We start from the raw sequence: 16,752 nt of genomic DNA on the forward strand, positions 1-16,752 counted from the left end.
AGATTTTATAATGTGCAAAATTTCTAAACTTTCAAAGCTATATTTATCCTACATTAAAAAACGTGTTCGGGCAATATTATATTTATGGAAGAAAAGGAGCTGTAAACATGACCGTACAGATCACATTTGATTCCACCTGGCAGGACGAGTTTTTACAGCGAATTTCGGAAGATGGTCCATGGGGCAATTGGGAATTGTACAAGCTTGCCGCTGAGATCGAAGAGCATACAGTGATTCCAAACTTTGAGGGCTTAATTGCACCTGCACACCTCCCTCACTTAACCCCTCTGCCTCACCAGCTGGAGGTCGCCAGGCAGGTCATTGAAAACATGAATGGCAAGGCAATCCTCGCTGATGAAGTCGGACTTGGCAAAACGATCGAAGCCGGCTTGATTTTAAAAGAATACATGATTCGCGGCCTTGTAAAAAAGGTATTGATATTAGTGCCTGCCTCATTGGTAACGCAATGGGCAGAAGAATTGAAAAATAAATTTTTTATCCCCGCCGGCACGCAGAGGAAAAGCTATGTATGGGAACAGTACGATGTCGTCGTTTCCTCCATTGATACGGCGAAGCGCAGTCCCCATCGCGAAATTATTTTTGAACAAAATTACGACCTGATCATCATCGATGAAGCCCATAAGCTTAAAAACAACAAAACAAAAAACTATCAATTTGTGCAGAGCTTGAAAAAAAGGTTTTGCCTGCTGCTGACAGCGACCCCCATTCAAAATCGTATTGAAGAAATCTTTAATCTCGTTTCGCTGCTAAAGCCCGGGCATCTCGGGAATGAATCTGCTTTTTATGGAAAGTATAAAAAAGATTCCCGATCCGTCAATGAAGATGAGCATTTGCGCGAACTTGTCAATAAAGTAATGATTCGGAACCGGCGTGCAGATACCGGCATCGAATGGACAAAGCGCCATGTTGAAACCGTTCCGATTGAATTTTCAAAAGAAGAACAGGAATTATACGATGCCATAACAGAATTGCGCAGTGAAGGGGATTGGGTCACTTCAAGCCAGTTTTCTGTGATGACTCTACAGCGCGAAGCATGCAGCAGCAAGGAAGCTGTTTTCTTTACTTTGAATAATATGTATAACCGAAAAGAAAACCCATCCCCCGCTTTTGACGAGCAAATTCGGTATTTAGCCGGTAAAGCAGAAGCGGTGCAAACCAACTCGAAGGCATTAAAAGCCGTTGAACTCATCCAAAAAATTAATGATAAGGTGATTATTTTCACCGAATACCGGGCCACGCAAATGTACTTACAGTGGTTTTTACAGCAATACGGAATCAGCTCGGTCCCGTTTCGGGGCGGCTTTAAGCGCGGTAAAAAGGATTGGATGAGAGAGCTATTCGAAAAGCATGCTCAAGTGTTAATCGCGACAGAAGCCGGCGGTGAAGGAATCAATCTGCAATTTTGCAATCATATTATCAATTTTGACCTGCCCTGGAATCCGATGCGCCTTGAACAACGGATTGGCCGGATTCACCGCCTCGGTCAGGAAAAGGATGTCATGATTTACAATTTTGCGACAAAAGGGACGGTCGAAGAAAACATTTTAAAACTTCTCTATGAAAAGATTCATTTATTCGAAAAGGTCATAGGCGAGCTGGATGATATTTTAGCAAGGCTTGAGTTTGGAAATATTGAAGACCATTTAATTGAAATCTTTGGCCGATCTACTTCCGAAGGCGAAATGAGAATTAAAATGGAGAACTTAGCATCGATGATTCAATTTGCTGAAGAATTGAAAGAAGGTGAAAGCGGTGCAGCAGCAGGAAATACATCGATATCTTGAACGATACTTTTTGGCAAATGGCTGTTATATTGAAGAAAACCACCCCGCCTACATGACGGTCCAATTAACGATCGAGCTTGATAAAGAGCTTATGAATCGCCCTTATTATTGGCTCTATCTCGAGAAAACCGGCGGAACTCCAAATCCGGCCAAACTGACGCTTATTACGAATCCGAAGCAAGCTCCCGAGCACGTTAAAGGAGAAACGATTCATTTTGGCTCACCTAGACTGCATCAAATCTTTCAATCAACGAAAAAGCTCGCACCTTATATTCGGCTGTACGAAAATGCGGCAGGATCGTTTCCCAACCATACCCCGCTTCTGCCATGGCTCGCTGTAAACTTAAAGATTTCTTATCAGTGCGACCGGAAAAGGGACATTTTTAAATCGATTGGCTTGCAACTCGTAAACGGGCAGCTTGTCGAGCAGTTTCACGGCTGGCTGCTTCAAACCGAGCTGACACCAAAATTACCCGATTACACTTTCACATTATCGTCCATGATCATGCCGCAAAGCGGACTGAAGCGCATTGAAAATTATTTGGTCAGCGTCATCGAATCGGAAGACCACAGCTGGGCAGAGGAAGCCAGAGAACGCTGGCGAAAGGATTTGAAGCTGCTGGACCATTTTTATGAAGATGAAGAAGACAAACAGGAAAGTTACGAAACTGAGAAGGAAGCATTAAGGGAGCAGTATGAACCCAAAATAAACATATCGATCATTAATGGGGGCTTGTTCTATTTAACGAGCAACACCATATAGGCCTTTTCGCCGGAAAAGGGAATGAAAAAGAAGCAGAACGATTGTCTGCTTCAAGACTGGCGTTTTTTATTGTTTTTTCCAAGCTGAAAAAGATATGGCAAAATGCCAAACCATCTGGTCAGGAAAGGCTGTTTCGTTTCTTTCCGTTCGTCTCTGATCCTTTTTCGCATCTCTTTCGGCTGGTCAATATATTTGACGACATTTTGCGTGATATATTTCAGATAATCATTTGTTTTCACCGGTACACCTGCCTTCTTATTCTCTTAAAAGTATGCCCGATCACTGGTTTTTTAAACTTCCTTCATATCCAAACACCCTGCCGGTCAAATTCTGCGAGGTTAATTTTTCTCCACCCATTTTGTCATTTTTTTTAAGTTACTATCGTAATATGCGTAGCTTGTTGTTTCGATCCCGGACGCAATCGTCAAGATAAAAGTAACCTGCAGAACGGATCCGGCCACCGGTCCAATGTTATAAGCAACTTCTCCTTCCTGAAAAAAATATGTACCAGCTGGCTCGATTGGCATTTCGCTCTGCAGCTGTTTCTCGACCTTTTTCACCGCACTCATCAAGTAATATTCCTGCTCCAATATCGATTCGGTTTCCTTTAATAGGCGCTGTTCTGCCAGGAAATGCCCGGCATTCAGCGCCAGCATAAGAGACAACAACAGAAAAATCCCGAGTGTAAGCGGATAGGTAAACCCATGCTCATTCAATTCCGCTAACCTCCAAACCGATAAACGACCTGGCAGAAAGGGAGTATGCCCTGCCATATATGTCTTTCACCAAAATCACCACCCCGCTTGGCAGCCCTTTAAATTCAACAGTCGAAACATTTTGCAGCAGTATTTCATGCCCTGCATTATCGACCCTTCTTCTGATCTTTGATCCATATTTCTCATATAAAATGATACTCCCCCCTTTTTCAATGAACAGCTTGTCACCCTGTATTTCAATTCGTTCGCTCATTCTTATTTCTTTTTTTGCCTGGCTCGCGAATACTTCCCATTCCATCGGTTGCAACCGGGATGCCATTGAATCGTCATTTAAAATAAGCCTGTAGCTTAACGGCGCAAAGGAGACAATGATCAAGAAAACAGCAAAAGCATAAAGCATTTCGAGCATCGTAAATCCTTTATTGCTCAACAGGGGCACATTTAATGATTTCTTCATGGTAGAGGCTTTCAAATTCAACACACACCTCCGTCCTTGTTGAATTCAGCTTTGGGTAAACGTGAAAACTTGTCCCGTTCCTGCCCGCATCATATTCGCGCAGGGAGGCTCCGTCACTAGCCAGCATTTGCAGCTCTTCGTACAGCAGCTGGAGAGCTGCCGTTTCCTGCTGCAAAGTGCTCGACTGTCCGGCCAATTTCATTGCAGCGGGAAGAAGAATACTTGCAACAAGGACCCATGCAGACAGCGAGAGCAACAATTCAGCCAAAAAAAAGCCCTTATTCTTCTGCAATATAAAAGCGCCCCTTTCCGATTTGAAACGTTACTCGATAGGTAACCCCGGCGATATCAACAAAAAATGAACCAAATTTGGCGATGCTGCCATCAGCCTGAAATTGAAACCGTAATTTAAGTGTTCCTTCATAGACAGTGATCCCTTTTGGATAATGACGTTCGATAATGATCTGTTCACGGTCACGAATATAATAATAGTTTTCGCCCGGGATAAAATTGACGGTCACTTCCTGCTGATGGGAAATGGCATATTGCTGTGCGAAATAAAGATCAGCTGATAATTCAGAGAAGAATATTGATTTCTGTGCGCTGACGTAGTGGGGTTTGTTTGTGAAGACTAAAACAAAAGCGACAACGAGAAAAATGGATAATACAAACAAAGATTCTATTAAAGTAAAGCCGCTTTCGTCTCTTAACATTAAGGGCTCTCCTTAACAATTCCACCGACGATCTGGATCGGCTTCCCGTTCGGACACGAGGTTTCATTGCTGTTTAAATATTCGGCTGCAACAAGATCTGCTACCGATTCAGGCAAGGCGTTTTTTTCAATTTCATAAGCTTGTACCTGTGCCTGGACCATTTTTATAAAAGCTTCACAGCCCTTATCCTGGATGCTTGAAGTATGCTTTGTAATGTTAGGAATCGTAATAATCAGCAAAACAGAGATCACAAGCAGGACGATCATCATTTCTATTAATGTGAACCCATCTTCTTTTTTCATCAATCTTGCCCCTTTCTTATATACCATCCAGCAGATGAAACATCGGAAGCAGTATTGCCAGATACATCGACACGATAAGCAGTCCGATCAACAAATACAAAACAGGCTGGATGATCTTCAACGATTTTTCCGTGAGCGCTTCGAGCCTTTCGAGGCAGAAGCGGCTATAAAAATACAGCTCTTTATCAAGCCTCCCATTTTCCTGGCCGTGTTTGATGATTGTGGCCAATTCTTTTTCAAAGATCGGCAAAGAAGCTAAAATCGTCTCCAGCCTCTCCCCGCCGATCAGCTTTCTTTTTATTTCTGTACCTGCCTGCTTGTATAAAGGCTGCTGTGTATTTTGTTCAAAAAGTTTTAGCGCTTCGAAAATCGACAGTCCGCCTGACAGCAAATAACTCAATTGTACAGAAAAATAATGGGAATACAGCATTTTTAATAGTGGCCCGGCATAGGGAAGAAGAATCAACTTTTTCCTTTGTTCGAGAGGAGTTTTCTTTCGGAAAAAGACGAAGTGGTAAAGAAATGTACTTGCTGAGACGATTATCGCCCCGGCAAAAAAAAGCGGAATGAGCTTGCCAAACAGATAAACAACCTTCGTGAAAAAGTTTTCTTCGAGATTCATTGATTGAAATAAGGTCATAAACTTCGGAAGCAATAGATGTTCGACGAAGAAAAATAAGATAATTGTGATACAAATTAACACGGCCGGATAATACAGGAGCTTGAGAAGCCGTTGTAAATCTTTATTTCTTTTCAACATAATCTCGCTTGCATCCTGAAAAGCCTCCGCCAGACCGCCATGCTGTTCAGCAAAAAACACGTAACCGACCAGATCTTTATGGAAATGAAGCCCGGCCAGTATTTGAAAAAGCGGGTATCCTTCCTTTAAATCGGCAAGGCAGCTTTGAATCTGTCGTTGTTTCTTTTCCGGTAAGTAAAAGATGAGCGATTCAATCGCTTCAGTCAACGGGTAACCGCGCCCGAGAAGTTCGCCTGTGCGCTTTAAAAAATAGGCTTGTTCTTCAACTGTCCAGCTATTTCGCTTCATCGTCGAAAACCCAGCGCTGATATTCTGACGCGATGATATATCCTAGCGCAATCCCTTTCATAATTTCTTTTCTGATTGTCCTGTAGGGAGCCGGTTCGCAGCTCTCGCCTTTTGCTTCCTTTAAAGCAGCATACAGAGCATCGCCCGTCAACATTTCAAAAACGCTTGCTCTTTTCCATTTGCTATAGGAATAACACATTGGCGGACATTCACCTTCGCAAAATGGACAGACCAATTCAACGAGCCGCTGTGCGGTAACAGCGACAAGCGTCTGTTCAATTTCGAGCCAATTAACACCGAATTCCATCAGCCTGTAAATCGCACCTTTTGCATCCCTTGTGTGCATGGTCGACAGGACAAGGTGACCAGTAAGCGCCGCTCGAACAGCTATTTTTGCAGTTTCACCATCGCGGATTTCACCAACCATAATGATATCGGGATCATGACGGAGAATGGCTTTCAATCCGCTCGAATAGGAGATACCAGCCTTTTCGTTGACTTGCACTTGCAAAACAGATTCTGTTTCTTTTTCAATTGGATCTTCAAGAGTAATGACATTGCGGTTAAGCATGTGGGAGGATTCGTTCAGCATGGAGTACAAGGTAGTTGTTTTGCCGCTGCCGGTCGGGCCTGTGAGGATAATCAGCCCGTGGGCATGCTTTAATAGGGCGGTCAATTTTCGGGTCATGCACGGGAATAAGGAAATTTGGTAGAAGGGAATTCGTTTGTTCTGGGGCAGGAGCCGGATCACAAGGCTTTCCCGGTTGCTGGCAGGAAGTGTTGAGAGCCGCAGGCCGATTGTTTGGCCATCGATCAAGCATGAATAAGCACCGCTTTGGGGACGCCTTCGTTCACCAATGTCCATTAACGCTGTAAATTTAAAGTGGGCAATTAATCGGTCGCAATCTTTTTTCGGGAGCGTCTGTCTCGGAATCAGTTTGTTTGCAATGCGGAGCTGGATGAGGGTGTCTTCTTTCCGGGGGATTATATGAATATCTGAAGCATGGTGCTGGACTGCATCTTTGATCATTTGATCAGCCAGCTGTTTAATTGAGTTCACAATCTTTAAACACCGCCTTTCTATATTGATCATTATTTTTATTCGACAAGGTTATTTTTTTCTCCTTCTTTATCGACAATTTTTTTGTATATTTTTTTCAAAAATCTCCATAATAATTACTACGATTTCATAACCTCAACCTCCCTATTGGGCTATAGCCAAGCGGTAAGGCAACGGACTTTGACTCCGTCATGCGTTGGTTCGAATCCAGCTAGCCCAGTTTTTATCACCACATCAATTGAATTTTTAACAAGGCGAAGCGATGTATCATTTACTCATCGCTTTTTCCCGTTGTCGTCGAACATCCACCAATTAAACCCTCTATTATACACAATCACTACTTTTTATATAATTATGGACAATAATTTACTTCCAAACTAGCTCGTTAATTGTGAACATTTTCTAAACATATAGTGAATACAGTGTTAACCTCATTCCCATGATTCGAGCGCTGTATTATAATGGAACTAATTTAAAACTCCGTTTTGGGGGCTATTCCATTCTATGGATGGATAGTGAAGCGAATCAAATTTTACGGGCGGTAATGGATGCTCGGGGAAAATGACGGACTTGCCGCCCATTAAGGGGAAATAATCTGACTGAGGTGAGCTTTGATGGAACAAACATTAAGAGTTACAAATGTTTTATCCGATCCAACAAGGTATTATATTTATCAATACATCACAAAGTGGCACAGAGAAGTGACAGTCCAGGAAATTGCCGATGAGTTCGATATCCACCCAAATGTAGCGAGACTCCATTTATCAAAGCTTGAAGATGTAAATATGCTGGTTTCCGAGACAAAGAAAACGGGAAAAGGCGGACGGCCGAGCAGATTGTATCGTTTAAGTGACGATGTGATCCAACTCCATTTTCCGTTCCGCGACTATCAGCTCCTTTCAAAAATTGCGCTGCAAACGATGCTTAACCTCGGTGAAGAAGGGAAAAAAGCCTTGTATTTAACAGGAAAGCAATTTGGAGCCGAATTAATTGACCAGGAAACAGCAAGAAACTTCAACTTCGGCGAAGAGCTCAGCTTCGACCAGAAAGTGAATATACTAAAGAGTGCTTCAACGGTGGCTGGATTTTATCCAGAACTGGAAGCCGGCGAGGATAAAACGAAAATTTATTTTCAAATATTCAACTGCCCGTTTAAAGAGGTTGCCGTTGAGCATACTGACGCGGTCTGCAATATGCATTATGAATTTTTAAAAGGAATGTTCGAATCCTTGTTTGAATCCGTTGATCTTGTGGAAAAAGAAAACATGCTTTCCGGATGTCAATCTTGCACCTACCAGGCTTTCGTCGCGAACTAACAACAATCATTTATTTACAATTGGCTTGCGTTTATTTTATAATATTGTAATGATGGGACTTGTAGGGTAAAGGAGGGATACATATGGATCGTATGTACAGAGTTTTAGGATTCTGGACGGGTATATTTGCAGTTATGTTTTACTTGGGTGACATGTATGCGTTGTCCTTAATTTTCTTTGGGCAAACAGGATTTTTCGTACTTTTAAGTTATTTAAAACTTTCCGAGCGCATGTATATTTATGTTTTCGGTGCCTACTTAACAATTTTCTTCGCTGGCTTTACCTACTGGACGACCTTTATGATGACGCCGGGTGCTGGCGGCCATTAAATGTGATTACGAAAAAAGCGCTGGCAAGCCTGGCGCTTTTTTTGTGTGCCAAAATCATAACCCGCCCTGGGCGATTCAATTGCCCGCCTAAGAAAGCCGATCCATTACAATCCTTTCTTCCGGAATATCAAGCCCTTTTGCCTGGGCAATCACATGAAAAGCGGCACTGATCCCATCAGGCATAACAAGGCTGCGGACCGCCCTGTTCAGCTTGCTTGTTGCTGAAAATGGATTCGGGTCATAATGATCGCGAAGCATCTCCAATATTCCGGCTGAAAGCAGAAACTGGTCCTGTCTCAGTTTTGCGATAAACTTCAGTTTCCGCTCGTTGCCTTGTTTAATCAACGCATCAAAGTGAACATGGCTTGTAATATCCATCTCACCCGGCCTTTCCAAAACATTATCGACCATTTGATGCTGGAAATAACCCCTCAGGCTGCCATTTCTTCTTGATGGCTCTTGCCACTCTTCATTTGTATAACCGTAATCAACAGTGACGACAATCCCTTTTTCCAATGTTTTTGCGATGGTTGCCACGACTTCCTCCATCTGAAGAGGGATTTCAATTCGCTGGCCTTCCTGCAGTTCGGGGCCGTAATCTTCAAGAAACGTTGTGATTTTTGAATTTTGTAATGGTACCGCTGTTTCAATTAGCTTCCCGCTTGATTCCGCAACCATAATTTCGGCCAATTCTCCGTCCTTTTTTTCGATTACATGGACTGGCAGTGCATCGTATAACTCATTCGAAAAGATCATTCCGGAAAATGGCTCTAGTTCCTCAAGGGCGTTTATTTGCCGGCAAACGGGGCCGGGCTCAATTAGTTCCTGCTGGAGACGCCGGTGATACGGGCTGGTTTCGACGATAAAATAAGCGAGTGGCGTGTCAGTCAACTTCTTCCACTCATCGATGAATGCTGCAGCGAATCTGCCATCCCCTGCGCCAAGTTCACTTACCTTTGCCGGCAAATCAATTTCCTTTACAATCTCACTGTACCATTTCGCCACTGCCCTTCCATACACGTCGGAAATATTGCTCGAGGTGATAAAATCTCCGCCAGGGCCTATTTTTTTTCCTTCTTTCATATAATAACCGAGTTCCGGATGGTATAAAGCGGCTGAAATGTATTCAGCATATGTAATCATGTTTGAAGAAGTCGAAAAAATCACGTTTTTTAGATAATTCAACATATTTACTCCTTTATTTATGTTTTCACCATTGACATAGTGTTTTCTTTATTATATTGTAAGATTAGTAGCTTAAACTTATCCCCTCCCATTATATGAATAGAACATCCCCCAGAAAACCCCTTCTCTCCTTTGAGAAGGGGTTTTCTATGTCTATTGTTAAAAACCGTTAAGAAAAGGGTTTCCGTCCATTTCTGCACCAATTGTCGTGGTGGGACCATGGCCCGGGAGGACTTCTGTTTCCTCAGGCAAGGTTAACAGGTGATCATGGATGCTTTTAATGAGCTGATCATGATTTCCGCCAGGCAGGTCAGTGCGGCCGATGCTGCCGTTAAATAAGGCATCCCCTGCTGCAACGAATTCTGCTTCCGCAAAATAAATGGAAACACTGCCAGGTGAATGGCCGGGTGTCTCGAAAACTTGAAATGTAAAATCCCCGATCGTTCGTTGATTTGCTGCAGCAAGAAAATGGTCTGCCGCTTTTGCACGGACTTTTCCAGCCATAAAAAACTCTGAGCCATTTAACGTCGGGTCTCCAAGCCAATTCGCTTCTTTTTCATGAACATAGACGGGAATGTTAAACTTTTCTCTGACCGCATCTACGGCGCCAATATGATCAAAGTGGGCATGTGTCAGCAAAACAGCCTGAGGCTTAAGTTCTTCCGCCTCAATTGCGCTGATCACCTTCCCGGCTTCTTCACCGGGGTCAATGATTAAACATGATTTCCGGTCATTATAAATGATGTAGCAATTAGTTTGCAGCGGCCCAAGCGGCATTTGAATCCATTTCACAATTACACCCTCCATTTGCTGTTTATGCTTATGTTAATATTATTTTACACTATCTGAAAATAAGGAGGAAGGAGATCGGCATGATTATTCATTATGGTATTGAAGCAACTCATATTATTGGACAGGTTCCTGAATTTATTGAGCTGGTGCGCCGTGAAACAAGTCCGGATGATGAGCATGATTCAATGTTTATTTATCGATCAGCCGATGCAAGCTCTCTTGCCACAAACCTGCTGCTTGAAGGTGAACTTTATGAAGATATCCATTTGCTCATTCTTTTGACAAACGCAACCACCGGGGACGTGTTTTCCGATTATGGCTTTATCAGCGAGAAGCAAAATCATTACTTATTTAAAAGCATGGTAAGCTGTTTCTTGATTAAGAATGGTGATAAAATAGCGGTTGAAATGGCACAGCTGCAAATGGAAGAACACCTTGTTGCCAGAACAAAAACAAATGGCGATGAACTGTTTTTTGTTGCTTTGCATGACCAGGAATTGATCGGCCGAATCGCGAAAGCGTACGACATAGAAGTGTCATTTTTAGATCTCGACAAACCTGCTGAAAAATTATAAAATAAAATACGAATGTATATAAAAATCATTACATACAGTTATTTAAAAATCTGAACGAAAACAGCTTACGGGGCTTTAAAGTGAAGGAGGTTTTATGATGGGACTTGTTATTATTTTTGCTTTAGTTACACTTCTGGCAGGATACGCGAGCTACACTTCTCTTAAGAACAAAAATCTGCTCGGATTATTTTTCGCGCTGGGAACGTTCGTCGTATTTGGCTGGTTTTCAATTATGACGGTCATCCACCATGGTTTTCCAACTGCACACTAAAAAGCTTTATAAAAAGGATTGCCTGTATACCGGCAATCCTTTTTTTATGGCCTGCTTTAGGCTAGAAATCACCTTCAAGCAGATCCTCAACTCTTTTTACCTTGTCTTCCATCCGTCTTTGTATATCGCGCCTGTCATCAATGCGGATATTCGTGGCTACCCGCGAGAGCCCTTTTTCAAAGGGAGCTTCGTGCATCGCCTGAATCACTTCGAATAAATCAGCAAGCTCCCCTTCAATAATCGTATTCATCGGAGTCAGCTGGTATCTGATTTTTCCTGTTGCTTCATATCTTTTTAACACCTTTTGAATGTCTGCAACATACTCACTGACACTGGGGGAATCGGTTCCAATCGGGATAACGGTCACATCTGCAATTGCCAATTTGATCACCTCATTGCTTTTTTAGCCATCTTTTCATAAGAAAAAATAAATCTCAAGTCAAACGTCGGTTTTGATTAGCGGAATCACCTTCTTCGAATTCAAAAGAAGCAGCTTCTCAAGCTGATAACCGACCAGACACATCATGCTGTCCGGGGAACAGCTGAGAGGCTCATTATCCATTCCCTCAAAATAAATGGTTTCATCTCCGCTTTTCAGATCATAGGAAACCAACTGAAATCCGGCTGCATAATTGTCCGCTTCACCGCTTGAGAGCGGGCGAAATGTCATAAAGCGCCGCGCTGTCCCGATAAAGTCAAAATGGGGGACAAGCCACCCTGAAAACCTTGTTAAGTGTGGGAAACTGAGGGAAGATATTTTCTTTAAATCATTGGATAAAAAGGTATAAATGCCTTGTTCCGGCTTCTCCCTGTTTACTGATACCGTAATCAACAAATTCTTGAATGTTGAAATTTCTATGATATTTTCAAATAAAGCAGGCTCCTCAGGGCTGCCGATTTCTTTTTTAACGAGAGGGGCAAGCAGCCCGGGATTATTTTCATCCCAGTCCAAAAAAACAAGCTCTCTCCTGTTAAGCCAATGGGCAAACGGTTCCGGCAAATTTACGTCTGTTAACTCGCCGCCTGGAACATTTAATAAATAAGTACTGTAGCTCCAGTCCTCGGCAAAAGACGAAACGAGAATAATATCTTCATCATATGGATTCCATTTAAAGGCAAGCTCAAATGATTCTATCTGCCTGGAAAACATCTGTTTTCCGGAACGATCAAGGACGGTGATGACTCCTGCATATGTTGATGGTGCCGAATGGACCAGGAACTGACGCTTCGATGGACTGATGTGGACATCCACAATCGGGCTCTGGTTTTCATAAAGCAAGCTGCTCTCACCTGATCTTAAGTTATATGTATAGACGTTAGAACCATGGCTAACATTTGTTGTAAACAGTATAGTTTCATGATCAAGCCATCCACTCACTCTATTAAAGGTGCCATCGGGAATATTAATTGGAGTAATCGGTTGTTCATCCCGGAAGGTTGGGGATGGATGGTTTTTCCCGATATCCTTTTCCCCAATATCCGAATGGGGTTCTGATTCTTTTTCCGGTGAACAGGAAGATAGTATCGTTGTGAAAATGATGATGCAAAACAAACAAATAAATCTATCATATTTTTTTCTCGTTGTCTTCCTTTTCACCATTCCCACACCGCCTTTATCACTTAATAATCAGTACGTTGCAAAGCCGTGAATGTTTCAGTTTTTTGAAAATATATTAAAAGAAAAAAAAAGCCGATAGCCGGCTTCTTCGCAAGATCGTTTTATGATCATGGACCGCTTTCACAACCATGTTAATGATAATGGGCGAAAAATACAAGTTATTTTTTGAAAACAGCAGTTATTTTTTTACATGTAAAGGGCCGCCAAAAATATCCCGAGTGCTTCTGCGTAGATTTCGTCAAATTGGGATAATGGCAGCGGGTTTATTCCTTTGCCAAGCTCAATCGTAAATCCAGGCCGGCGAAATTCCTGAATAAACCAGTCTTTATAGCCAGCATGGCTGTCAACATATTGAACGGCATGGTAGCCGCTGACCCTGGCGAATTCATTGGCAATTATCCTTGACTCCGGAGGCTCCGACCCTTCGTATCCCCAATAAAATTCCTTTCCTTGTGTATGAAAAGCAAGTAACCGATCAAAAGATCTCTCCCTGGCAAGCTCTTCCATCACAACCGCTTCCGGTTCAGTTAACGGGGCCTCACCGGGATAATCTCTCGGCGCAGGTGATTTTGGTTTCCGTGCTTCTTCGATTTCCCAGTTTGCCGGGAATTGATTATTTAAATCAACACCGTTTATATTTGCTTTCCAGCCAGTAAAGTCGGTACTTCCCCTGTTGATTTTAATTACTCTTGCGCTCACTTCCTCTGGAGGCCCTGTTACGACAAGGTCGACTCCATCAGGATTGACCATTGGCACAATCGACAGATCGACACTGTCGTATATATTCATGCTGTTAATACCGCGGACCGGATTCATATTCGTTAAAGACAGCAGATAAGTGTTTAAAAAGCTCATTAATATAGCTGTTGTAATCCATTCATTAGCATGAAAGGAGGCATTCATATGGACTTTACGCCTCCCGCGCCCAAGCCTGATTTCCTGGATCGGCTTACCCAATACGCTGTCGCCGATCGTATTTATGTTTATAAACGGATAAACATTCAGCAGTTTTTCTATATCCGTTGATAATGTATTAAAGTCGTACGGTTTCTTCCCGATCACAATTGCTTCAGTTACCCTTCTTGGCAAAAAGACCGTCTGACCGGCCGTAAGCGCATTTGCGTTTACAGTTTGGTTTAAAAGGAGCAACGCATCCACTGACAAATTCCTTGCAGCTGCCAGTTTCCAAAAAGTGTCTCCCCTTCTTATCGAGTAAGCAACTGAAGTAAACCCGGGAACATTGATTTCCTGCCCGATTTGTAAAGCGGTTGCTGTTGCCAGGTTATTTGAATCGAGGATCAAGTTCAGCGGCATGCGAAATAGATGGCTATAATACCAGAGGGAATCTCCCGCGCGTGCGCGCACTTTCATTCTTTTTCACCCCTTCCATTACACCATAATTATGATCGGAAGGCTTGTAAAATGACTGCTGCTGCCGGGATTTCTCCGTGTAAAACTAATTGAATCATGCCTGGTATATGGCAAGCAGCCGCCCATCTTTTCTGCAGAAAAAAGGCCTGCATCCAACTGGGGGATACAGGCCTCGATTTTATTCGTTGTTTTCTTGCAATCCACTATCTTCACTTCGGTAATTCTCATTTTCATAGAAGCGAAGCAGATCGCCGTAAATAATTTTATCTGAGTATTCAAGCTCGTTCTTCGCTTTTTCCATGTAAGGCTCGCATGCTTTTTGGTCTTCTGCCGGTTCCCCTGTGCTCTTATCATAGCAGGTTTCCCGGGTATATACATGGTCTTTCGTGATAAAGCTGCCATCGCGGAGCACGGTAAATTCCATCCGGTCTTCCGAGAACAAATCTGCCCCGAACTGAATATCGTTTTTCGTATCAATGCCAAGAAGGTGCAGAATCGTTGGCTTCAGGTCAATTTGGCCTGATACGGTCGAGATCGTTTTTCCTTCATGACCAGGAATATGGATAATCAACGGCACACGCTGCAACTGGGTGCTGACAAACGGTGTGACTTCCGTTCCTAAAAATTCGCTCATTGCCTTATTATGGTTCTCGGAAATCCCGTAGTGGTCACCATAAAGGATAATAATTGAATCTTCATAGAGTCCTTCGTCCTTTAATTTCTGGATGAAGTTCTTAATCGCTTCATCCGTATAACGGACAGTAGGGAAATAGTTGTCTACCGTATTATTGCCCGAAGTATAAGGCTGAATAAATTTATCTTCTTCCCCCAACTCGAACGGGTGATGGTTCGTCAACGTGATGAACTTCGTATAAAACGGCTTTGGCATTTGCTTTAAATGCTGGACAGACTGCTCCAGGAAATCGATATCCTTCAAGCCCCAGCCGACAGAGTTTTCTTCTGTGATGTCATAATCGACCATTGAATAAAAGCGGTCATAGCCAAAGGAATCATACATAATGTCCCGATTCCAGAAGCTTTTATTGTTTGCGTGAAGCGTTGCTGTATAATAGCCGTTATTGCCGAGAATTTCCGGCGTGGCCGTAAACTCGTTTCCCGAATGAGTAAAGAATACCGCACCACGGCTTAACGGATATAGGGAATTATCCAAAAGAAATTCTGAATCCGATGTTTTTCCCTGGGCAGTTTGGTGATAAAAATTATCGAAGTAATAGCTCTCTCCGATGAAATCATTCAGAAACGGTGTAATCTCTTCTCCATTTACCGTTTTGTTAATTACAAAGTTTTGCGTTGATTCCATTGAAATTACAATCACATTTTTGCCTTTGGCAACCCCGAACATGTCAGCTTCGGGCTCCTTATAGTTGGCATGGACATAATTGTCGATATCGACCAGCTCGCTGCCGTCAGCGAGAGCACGCTGTGCGGACGATTTCGATTGCAAAAACATGTCATACAGATGGTAATTGTAAGTACCGATATTTTTGACAAGAATTTCACGGTCAAAGGTACGTGTCAACAGCTGTGGACGTTCCGTTTCAGCAAGGCCCAGATTAAAAAAGGCGATCGCAATCGAAACAAGAAAAAACACGCGGCGGTTGACCTTTGAATATTCCTTGACCATGATAAATTTCGGCTTTAATTTAATAAGCAGCGCCAAAATAAAAAAGTCTGCAAAATAAAGAAAATCACTTACATAAAGCAATTCATTGACACTGCTTCCCAAATCGCTCATATTGCTTGTTTGGAACAGCACAGGGAGCGTTAAAAAGTCATTGAAGAAACGGTAAAATACTACATTGGCAAACAACACAGCCGAAATGACAAAGCTGGAAATCAAGATGTAACGGTTTCTGTTCTTTTCCTTCATAAATAAGCTGATGCCAAAAATAAATAACAGGAAGCTTAACGGGTTGATAAATAAAATAAACTCCTGCTTCCAGTTTTCAATTTTAATATCAAAGCTAGTTTTATAGACAATATAGGTTTTAAGCCAAAGCAGCACCGTCGCAATCGCAATCAACGATATCTTTGACCAGTTCAATTTTCGCATTCTGTTTTACCCCTCCCTGTTACATGCACAGATATGGAATGTTACATTTAAATTTACAAAATAAGGATTTACTGTGAAGTAACCACACATAATCTTAATACTTTTTTTACAAAAAATCAAATGGCATTTTAAACTAGTGTTATAGAATTATATATTGAGCTCTCTTTCCATACCCACATCATTAGACGCTTGAAACACAAAAAAGTTTCATGTTTGTCCAATTTCAGAAAATTACAACTTTAATCACGGCAGCGTGCAGGCTGATTCCCGCAAGTCTTTATCTGTGGTTGGGACATAAGAAAAGCGCAAGCGCCTTGGTCAGCCCCGACAAGCGCTGGCCGACTAAGAGCGCCACGT

General features: G+C 42.5%; 20 protein-coding genes and 1 tRNA gene. 7 read left to right on the forward strand and 14 right to left on the reverse strand.

The annotated features are described in order from the left end of the window. The first annotated feature begins 107 nt into the window (after positions 1-107). Both CU633_RS16085 and CU633_RS16090 read left to right on the forward strand, forming a co-directional pair. Complete coding sequence (locus CU633_RS16085) at positions 108-1,805, forward strand: DEAD/DEAH box helicase (protein ID WP_101661607.1); 1,698 nt, start codon at positions 108-110, stop codon at positions 1,803-1,805. After that, the gene (locus CU633_RS16090) at positions 1,774-2,568 is read left to right on the forward strand and encodes a YqhG family protein (protein ID WP_101661608.1); all 795 of its coding nucleotides are present in this window, start codon (positions 1,774-1,776) and stop codon (positions 2,566-2,568) included. The genes CU633_RS16085 and CU633_RS16090 overlap by 32 nt, the downstream gene beginning before the upstream one ends. A 50-nt stretch (positions 2,569-2,618) precedes the next feature. Here CU633_RS16090 and CU633_RS16095 read toward each other — a convergent pair whose 3' ends face one another. The 8 genes from CU633_RS16095 to comGA all read right to left on the reverse strand — a co-directional run bounded on the left by CU633_RS16095 (position 2,619) and on the right by comGA (position 6,864). Then, positions 2,619-2,807: a YqzE family protein gene (locus CU633_RS16095; protein ID WP_101661609.1), complete on the reverse strand. Its 189-nt coding sequence runs from the start codon at positions 2,805-2,807 to the stop codon at positions 2,619-2,621. A 99-nt stretch (positions 2,808-2,906) separates the two neighbouring features. After that, a complete protein-coding gene (comGG, locus tag CU633_RS16100) occupies positions 2,907-3,284 on the reverse strand; it encodes a competence type IV pilus minor pilin ComGG (RefSeq protein ID WP_180954998.1) in 378 nt (125 codons plus the stop codon). Then, positions 3,277-3,762 carry a competence type IV pilus minor pilin ComGF gene (gene comGF / locus CU633_RS16105; RefSeq protein WP_257958895.1) on the reverse strand — a complete coding sequence of 162 codons (486 nt, stop codon included), beginning with the start codon at positions 3,760-3,762 and terminating at the stop codon, positions 3,277-3,279. Before comGF ends, comGG begins: the two co-directional genes overlap by 8 nt. Further along, the gene (locus tag CU633_RS16110; RefSeq protein ID WP_101661611.1) at positions 3,704-4,033 is read right to left on the reverse strand and encodes a hypothetical protein; all 330 of its coding nucleotides are present in this window, start codon (positions 4,031-4,033) and stop codon (positions 3,704-3,706) included. Before CU633_RS16110 ends, comGF begins: the two co-directional genes overlap by 59 nt. Continuing rightward, positions 4,020-4,454 carry a competence type IV pilus minor pilin ComGD gene (gene comGD, locus CU633_RS16115; RefSeq protein WP_101661612.1) on the reverse strand — a complete coding sequence of 145 codons (435 nt, stop codon included), beginning with the start codon at positions 4,452-4,454 and terminating at the stop codon, positions 4,020-4,022. Before comGD ends, CU633_RS16110 begins: the two co-directional genes overlap by 14 nt. Further along, positions 4,454-4,756: a competence type IV pilus major pilin ComGC gene (gene comGC, locus CU633_RS16120; protein WP_101661613.1), complete on the reverse strand. Its 303-nt coding sequence runs from the start codon at positions 4,754-4,756 to the stop codon at positions 4,454-4,456. The genes comGD and comGC overlap by 1 nt, the downstream gene beginning before the upstream one ends. 16 nt (positions 4,757-4,772) lie before the next feature. After that, positions 4,773-5,804: a competence type IV pilus assembly protein ComGB gene (gene comGB / locus CU633_RS16125; RefSeq protein ID WP_101661614.1), complete on the reverse strand. Its 1,032-nt coding sequence runs from the start codon at positions 5,802-5,804 to the stop codon at positions 4,773-4,775. Beyond that, complete coding sequence (gene comGA / locus CU633_RS16130; RefSeq protein WP_101661631.1) at positions 5,791-6,864, reverse strand: competence type IV pilus ATPase ComGA; 1,074 nt, start codon at positions 6,862-6,864, stop codon at positions 5,791-5,793. The genes comGB and comGA overlap by 14 nt, the downstream gene beginning before the upstream one ends. Positions 6,865-7,012: 148 nt before the next feature. Between comGA and CU633_RS16135 the strand changes: the two genes are divergently transcribed. The 3 genes from CU633_RS16135 to CU633_RS16145 all read left to right on the forward strand — a co-directional run bounded on the left by CU633_RS16135 (position 7,013) and on the right by CU633_RS16145 (position 8,509). Beyond that, positions 7,013-7,084: transfer RNA gene (locus CU633_RS16135), tRNA-Gln, on the forward strand. Between the two features lie 394 nt (positions 7,085-7,478). Beyond that, positions 7,479-8,180, forward strand: coding sequence for a helix-turn-helix transcriptional regulator (locus CU633_RS16140; RefSeq protein ID WP_101661615.1), 702 nt, complete (start codon positions 7,479-7,481; stop codon positions 8,178-8,180). A gap of 83 nt (positions 8,181-8,263) precedes the next feature. Further along, the gene (locus CU633_RS16145; protein WP_101661616.1) at positions 8,264-8,509 is read left to right on the forward strand and encodes a DUF2626 domain-containing protein; all 246 of its coding nucleotides are present in this window, start codon (positions 8,264-8,266) and stop codon (positions 8,507-8,509) included. 87 nt (positions 8,510-8,596) lie between these two features. Here CU633_RS16145 and CU633_RS16150 read toward each other — a convergent pair whose 3' ends face one another. Both CU633_RS16150 and CU633_RS16155 read right to left on the reverse strand, forming a co-directional pair. Continuing rightward, entirely contained in the window at positions 8,597-9,697 is a 1,101-nt protein-coding gene (locus tag CU633_RS16150; RefSeq protein WP_101661617.1) for a class I SAM-dependent methyltransferase, read from the reverse strand. 156 nt (positions 9,698-9,853) lie between these two features. Then, positions 9,854-10,486: an MBL fold metallo-hydrolase gene (locus CU633_RS16155; protein WP_101661618.1), complete on the reverse strand. Its 633-nt coding sequence runs from the start codon at positions 10,484-10,486 to the stop codon at positions 9,854-9,856. An 80-nt stretch (positions 10,487-10,566) separates the two neighbouring features. Between CU633_RS16155 and CU633_RS16160 the strand changes: the two genes are divergently transcribed. Together CU633_RS16160 and CU633_RS16165 are read left to right on the forward strand one after the other, a co-directional pair. Then, a complete protein-coding gene (locus CU633_RS16160) occupies positions 10,567-11,061 on the forward strand; it encodes a hypothetical protein (RefSeq protein ID WP_101661619.1) in 495 nt (164 codons plus the stop codon). A gap of 97 nt (positions 11,062-11,158) precedes the next feature. Continuing rightward, positions 11,159-11,332, forward strand: coding sequence for a DUF2759 domain-containing protein (locus CU633_RS16165; RefSeq protein ID WP_101575622.1), 174 nt, complete (start codon positions 11,159-11,161; stop codon positions 11,330-11,332). A 61-nt stretch (positions 11,333-11,393) separates the two neighbouring features. Here CU633_RS16165 and CU633_RS16170 read toward each other — a convergent pair whose 3' ends face one another. The 4 genes from CU633_RS16170 to CU633_RS16185 form a co-directional block, all read right to left on the reverse strand. Next, positions 11,394-11,714, reverse strand: coding sequence for an MTH1187 family thiamine-binding protein (locus CU633_RS16170; protein WP_101661620.1), 321 nt, complete (start codon positions 11,712-11,714; stop codon positions 11,394-11,396). Positions 11,715-11,771: 57 nt separating this feature from the next. Beyond that, complete coding sequence (locus tag CU633_RS16175) at positions 11,772-12,932, reverse strand: hypothetical protein (protein WP_101661621.1); 1,161 nt, start codon at positions 12,930-12,932, stop codon at positions 11,772-11,774. A gap of 204 nt (positions 12,933-13,136) precedes the next feature. Continuing rightward, the gene (locus CU633_RS16180) at positions 13,137-14,321 is read right to left on the reverse strand and encodes a M14 family metallopeptidase (RefSeq protein WP_101661622.1); all 1,185 of its coding nucleotides are present in this window, start codon (positions 14,319-14,321) and stop codon (positions 13,137-13,139) included. A 178-nt stretch (positions 14,322-14,499) separates the two neighbouring features. Continuing rightward, positions 14,500-16,395: an LTA synthase family protein gene (locus tag CU633_RS16185; RefSeq protein ID WP_101661623.1), complete on the reverse strand. Its 1,896-nt coding sequence runs from the start codon at positions 16,393-16,395 to the stop codon at positions 14,500-14,502. Positions 16,396-16,752: the final 357 nt, after the last annotated feature.

Origin of the sequence: Bacillus sp. V3-13 (assembly GCF_002860165.1) — a bacterium.
In the GTDB taxonomy this organism is placed as follows: Bacteria; Bacillota; Bacilli; order Bacillales; family Cytobacillaceae; genus Bacillus_BJ.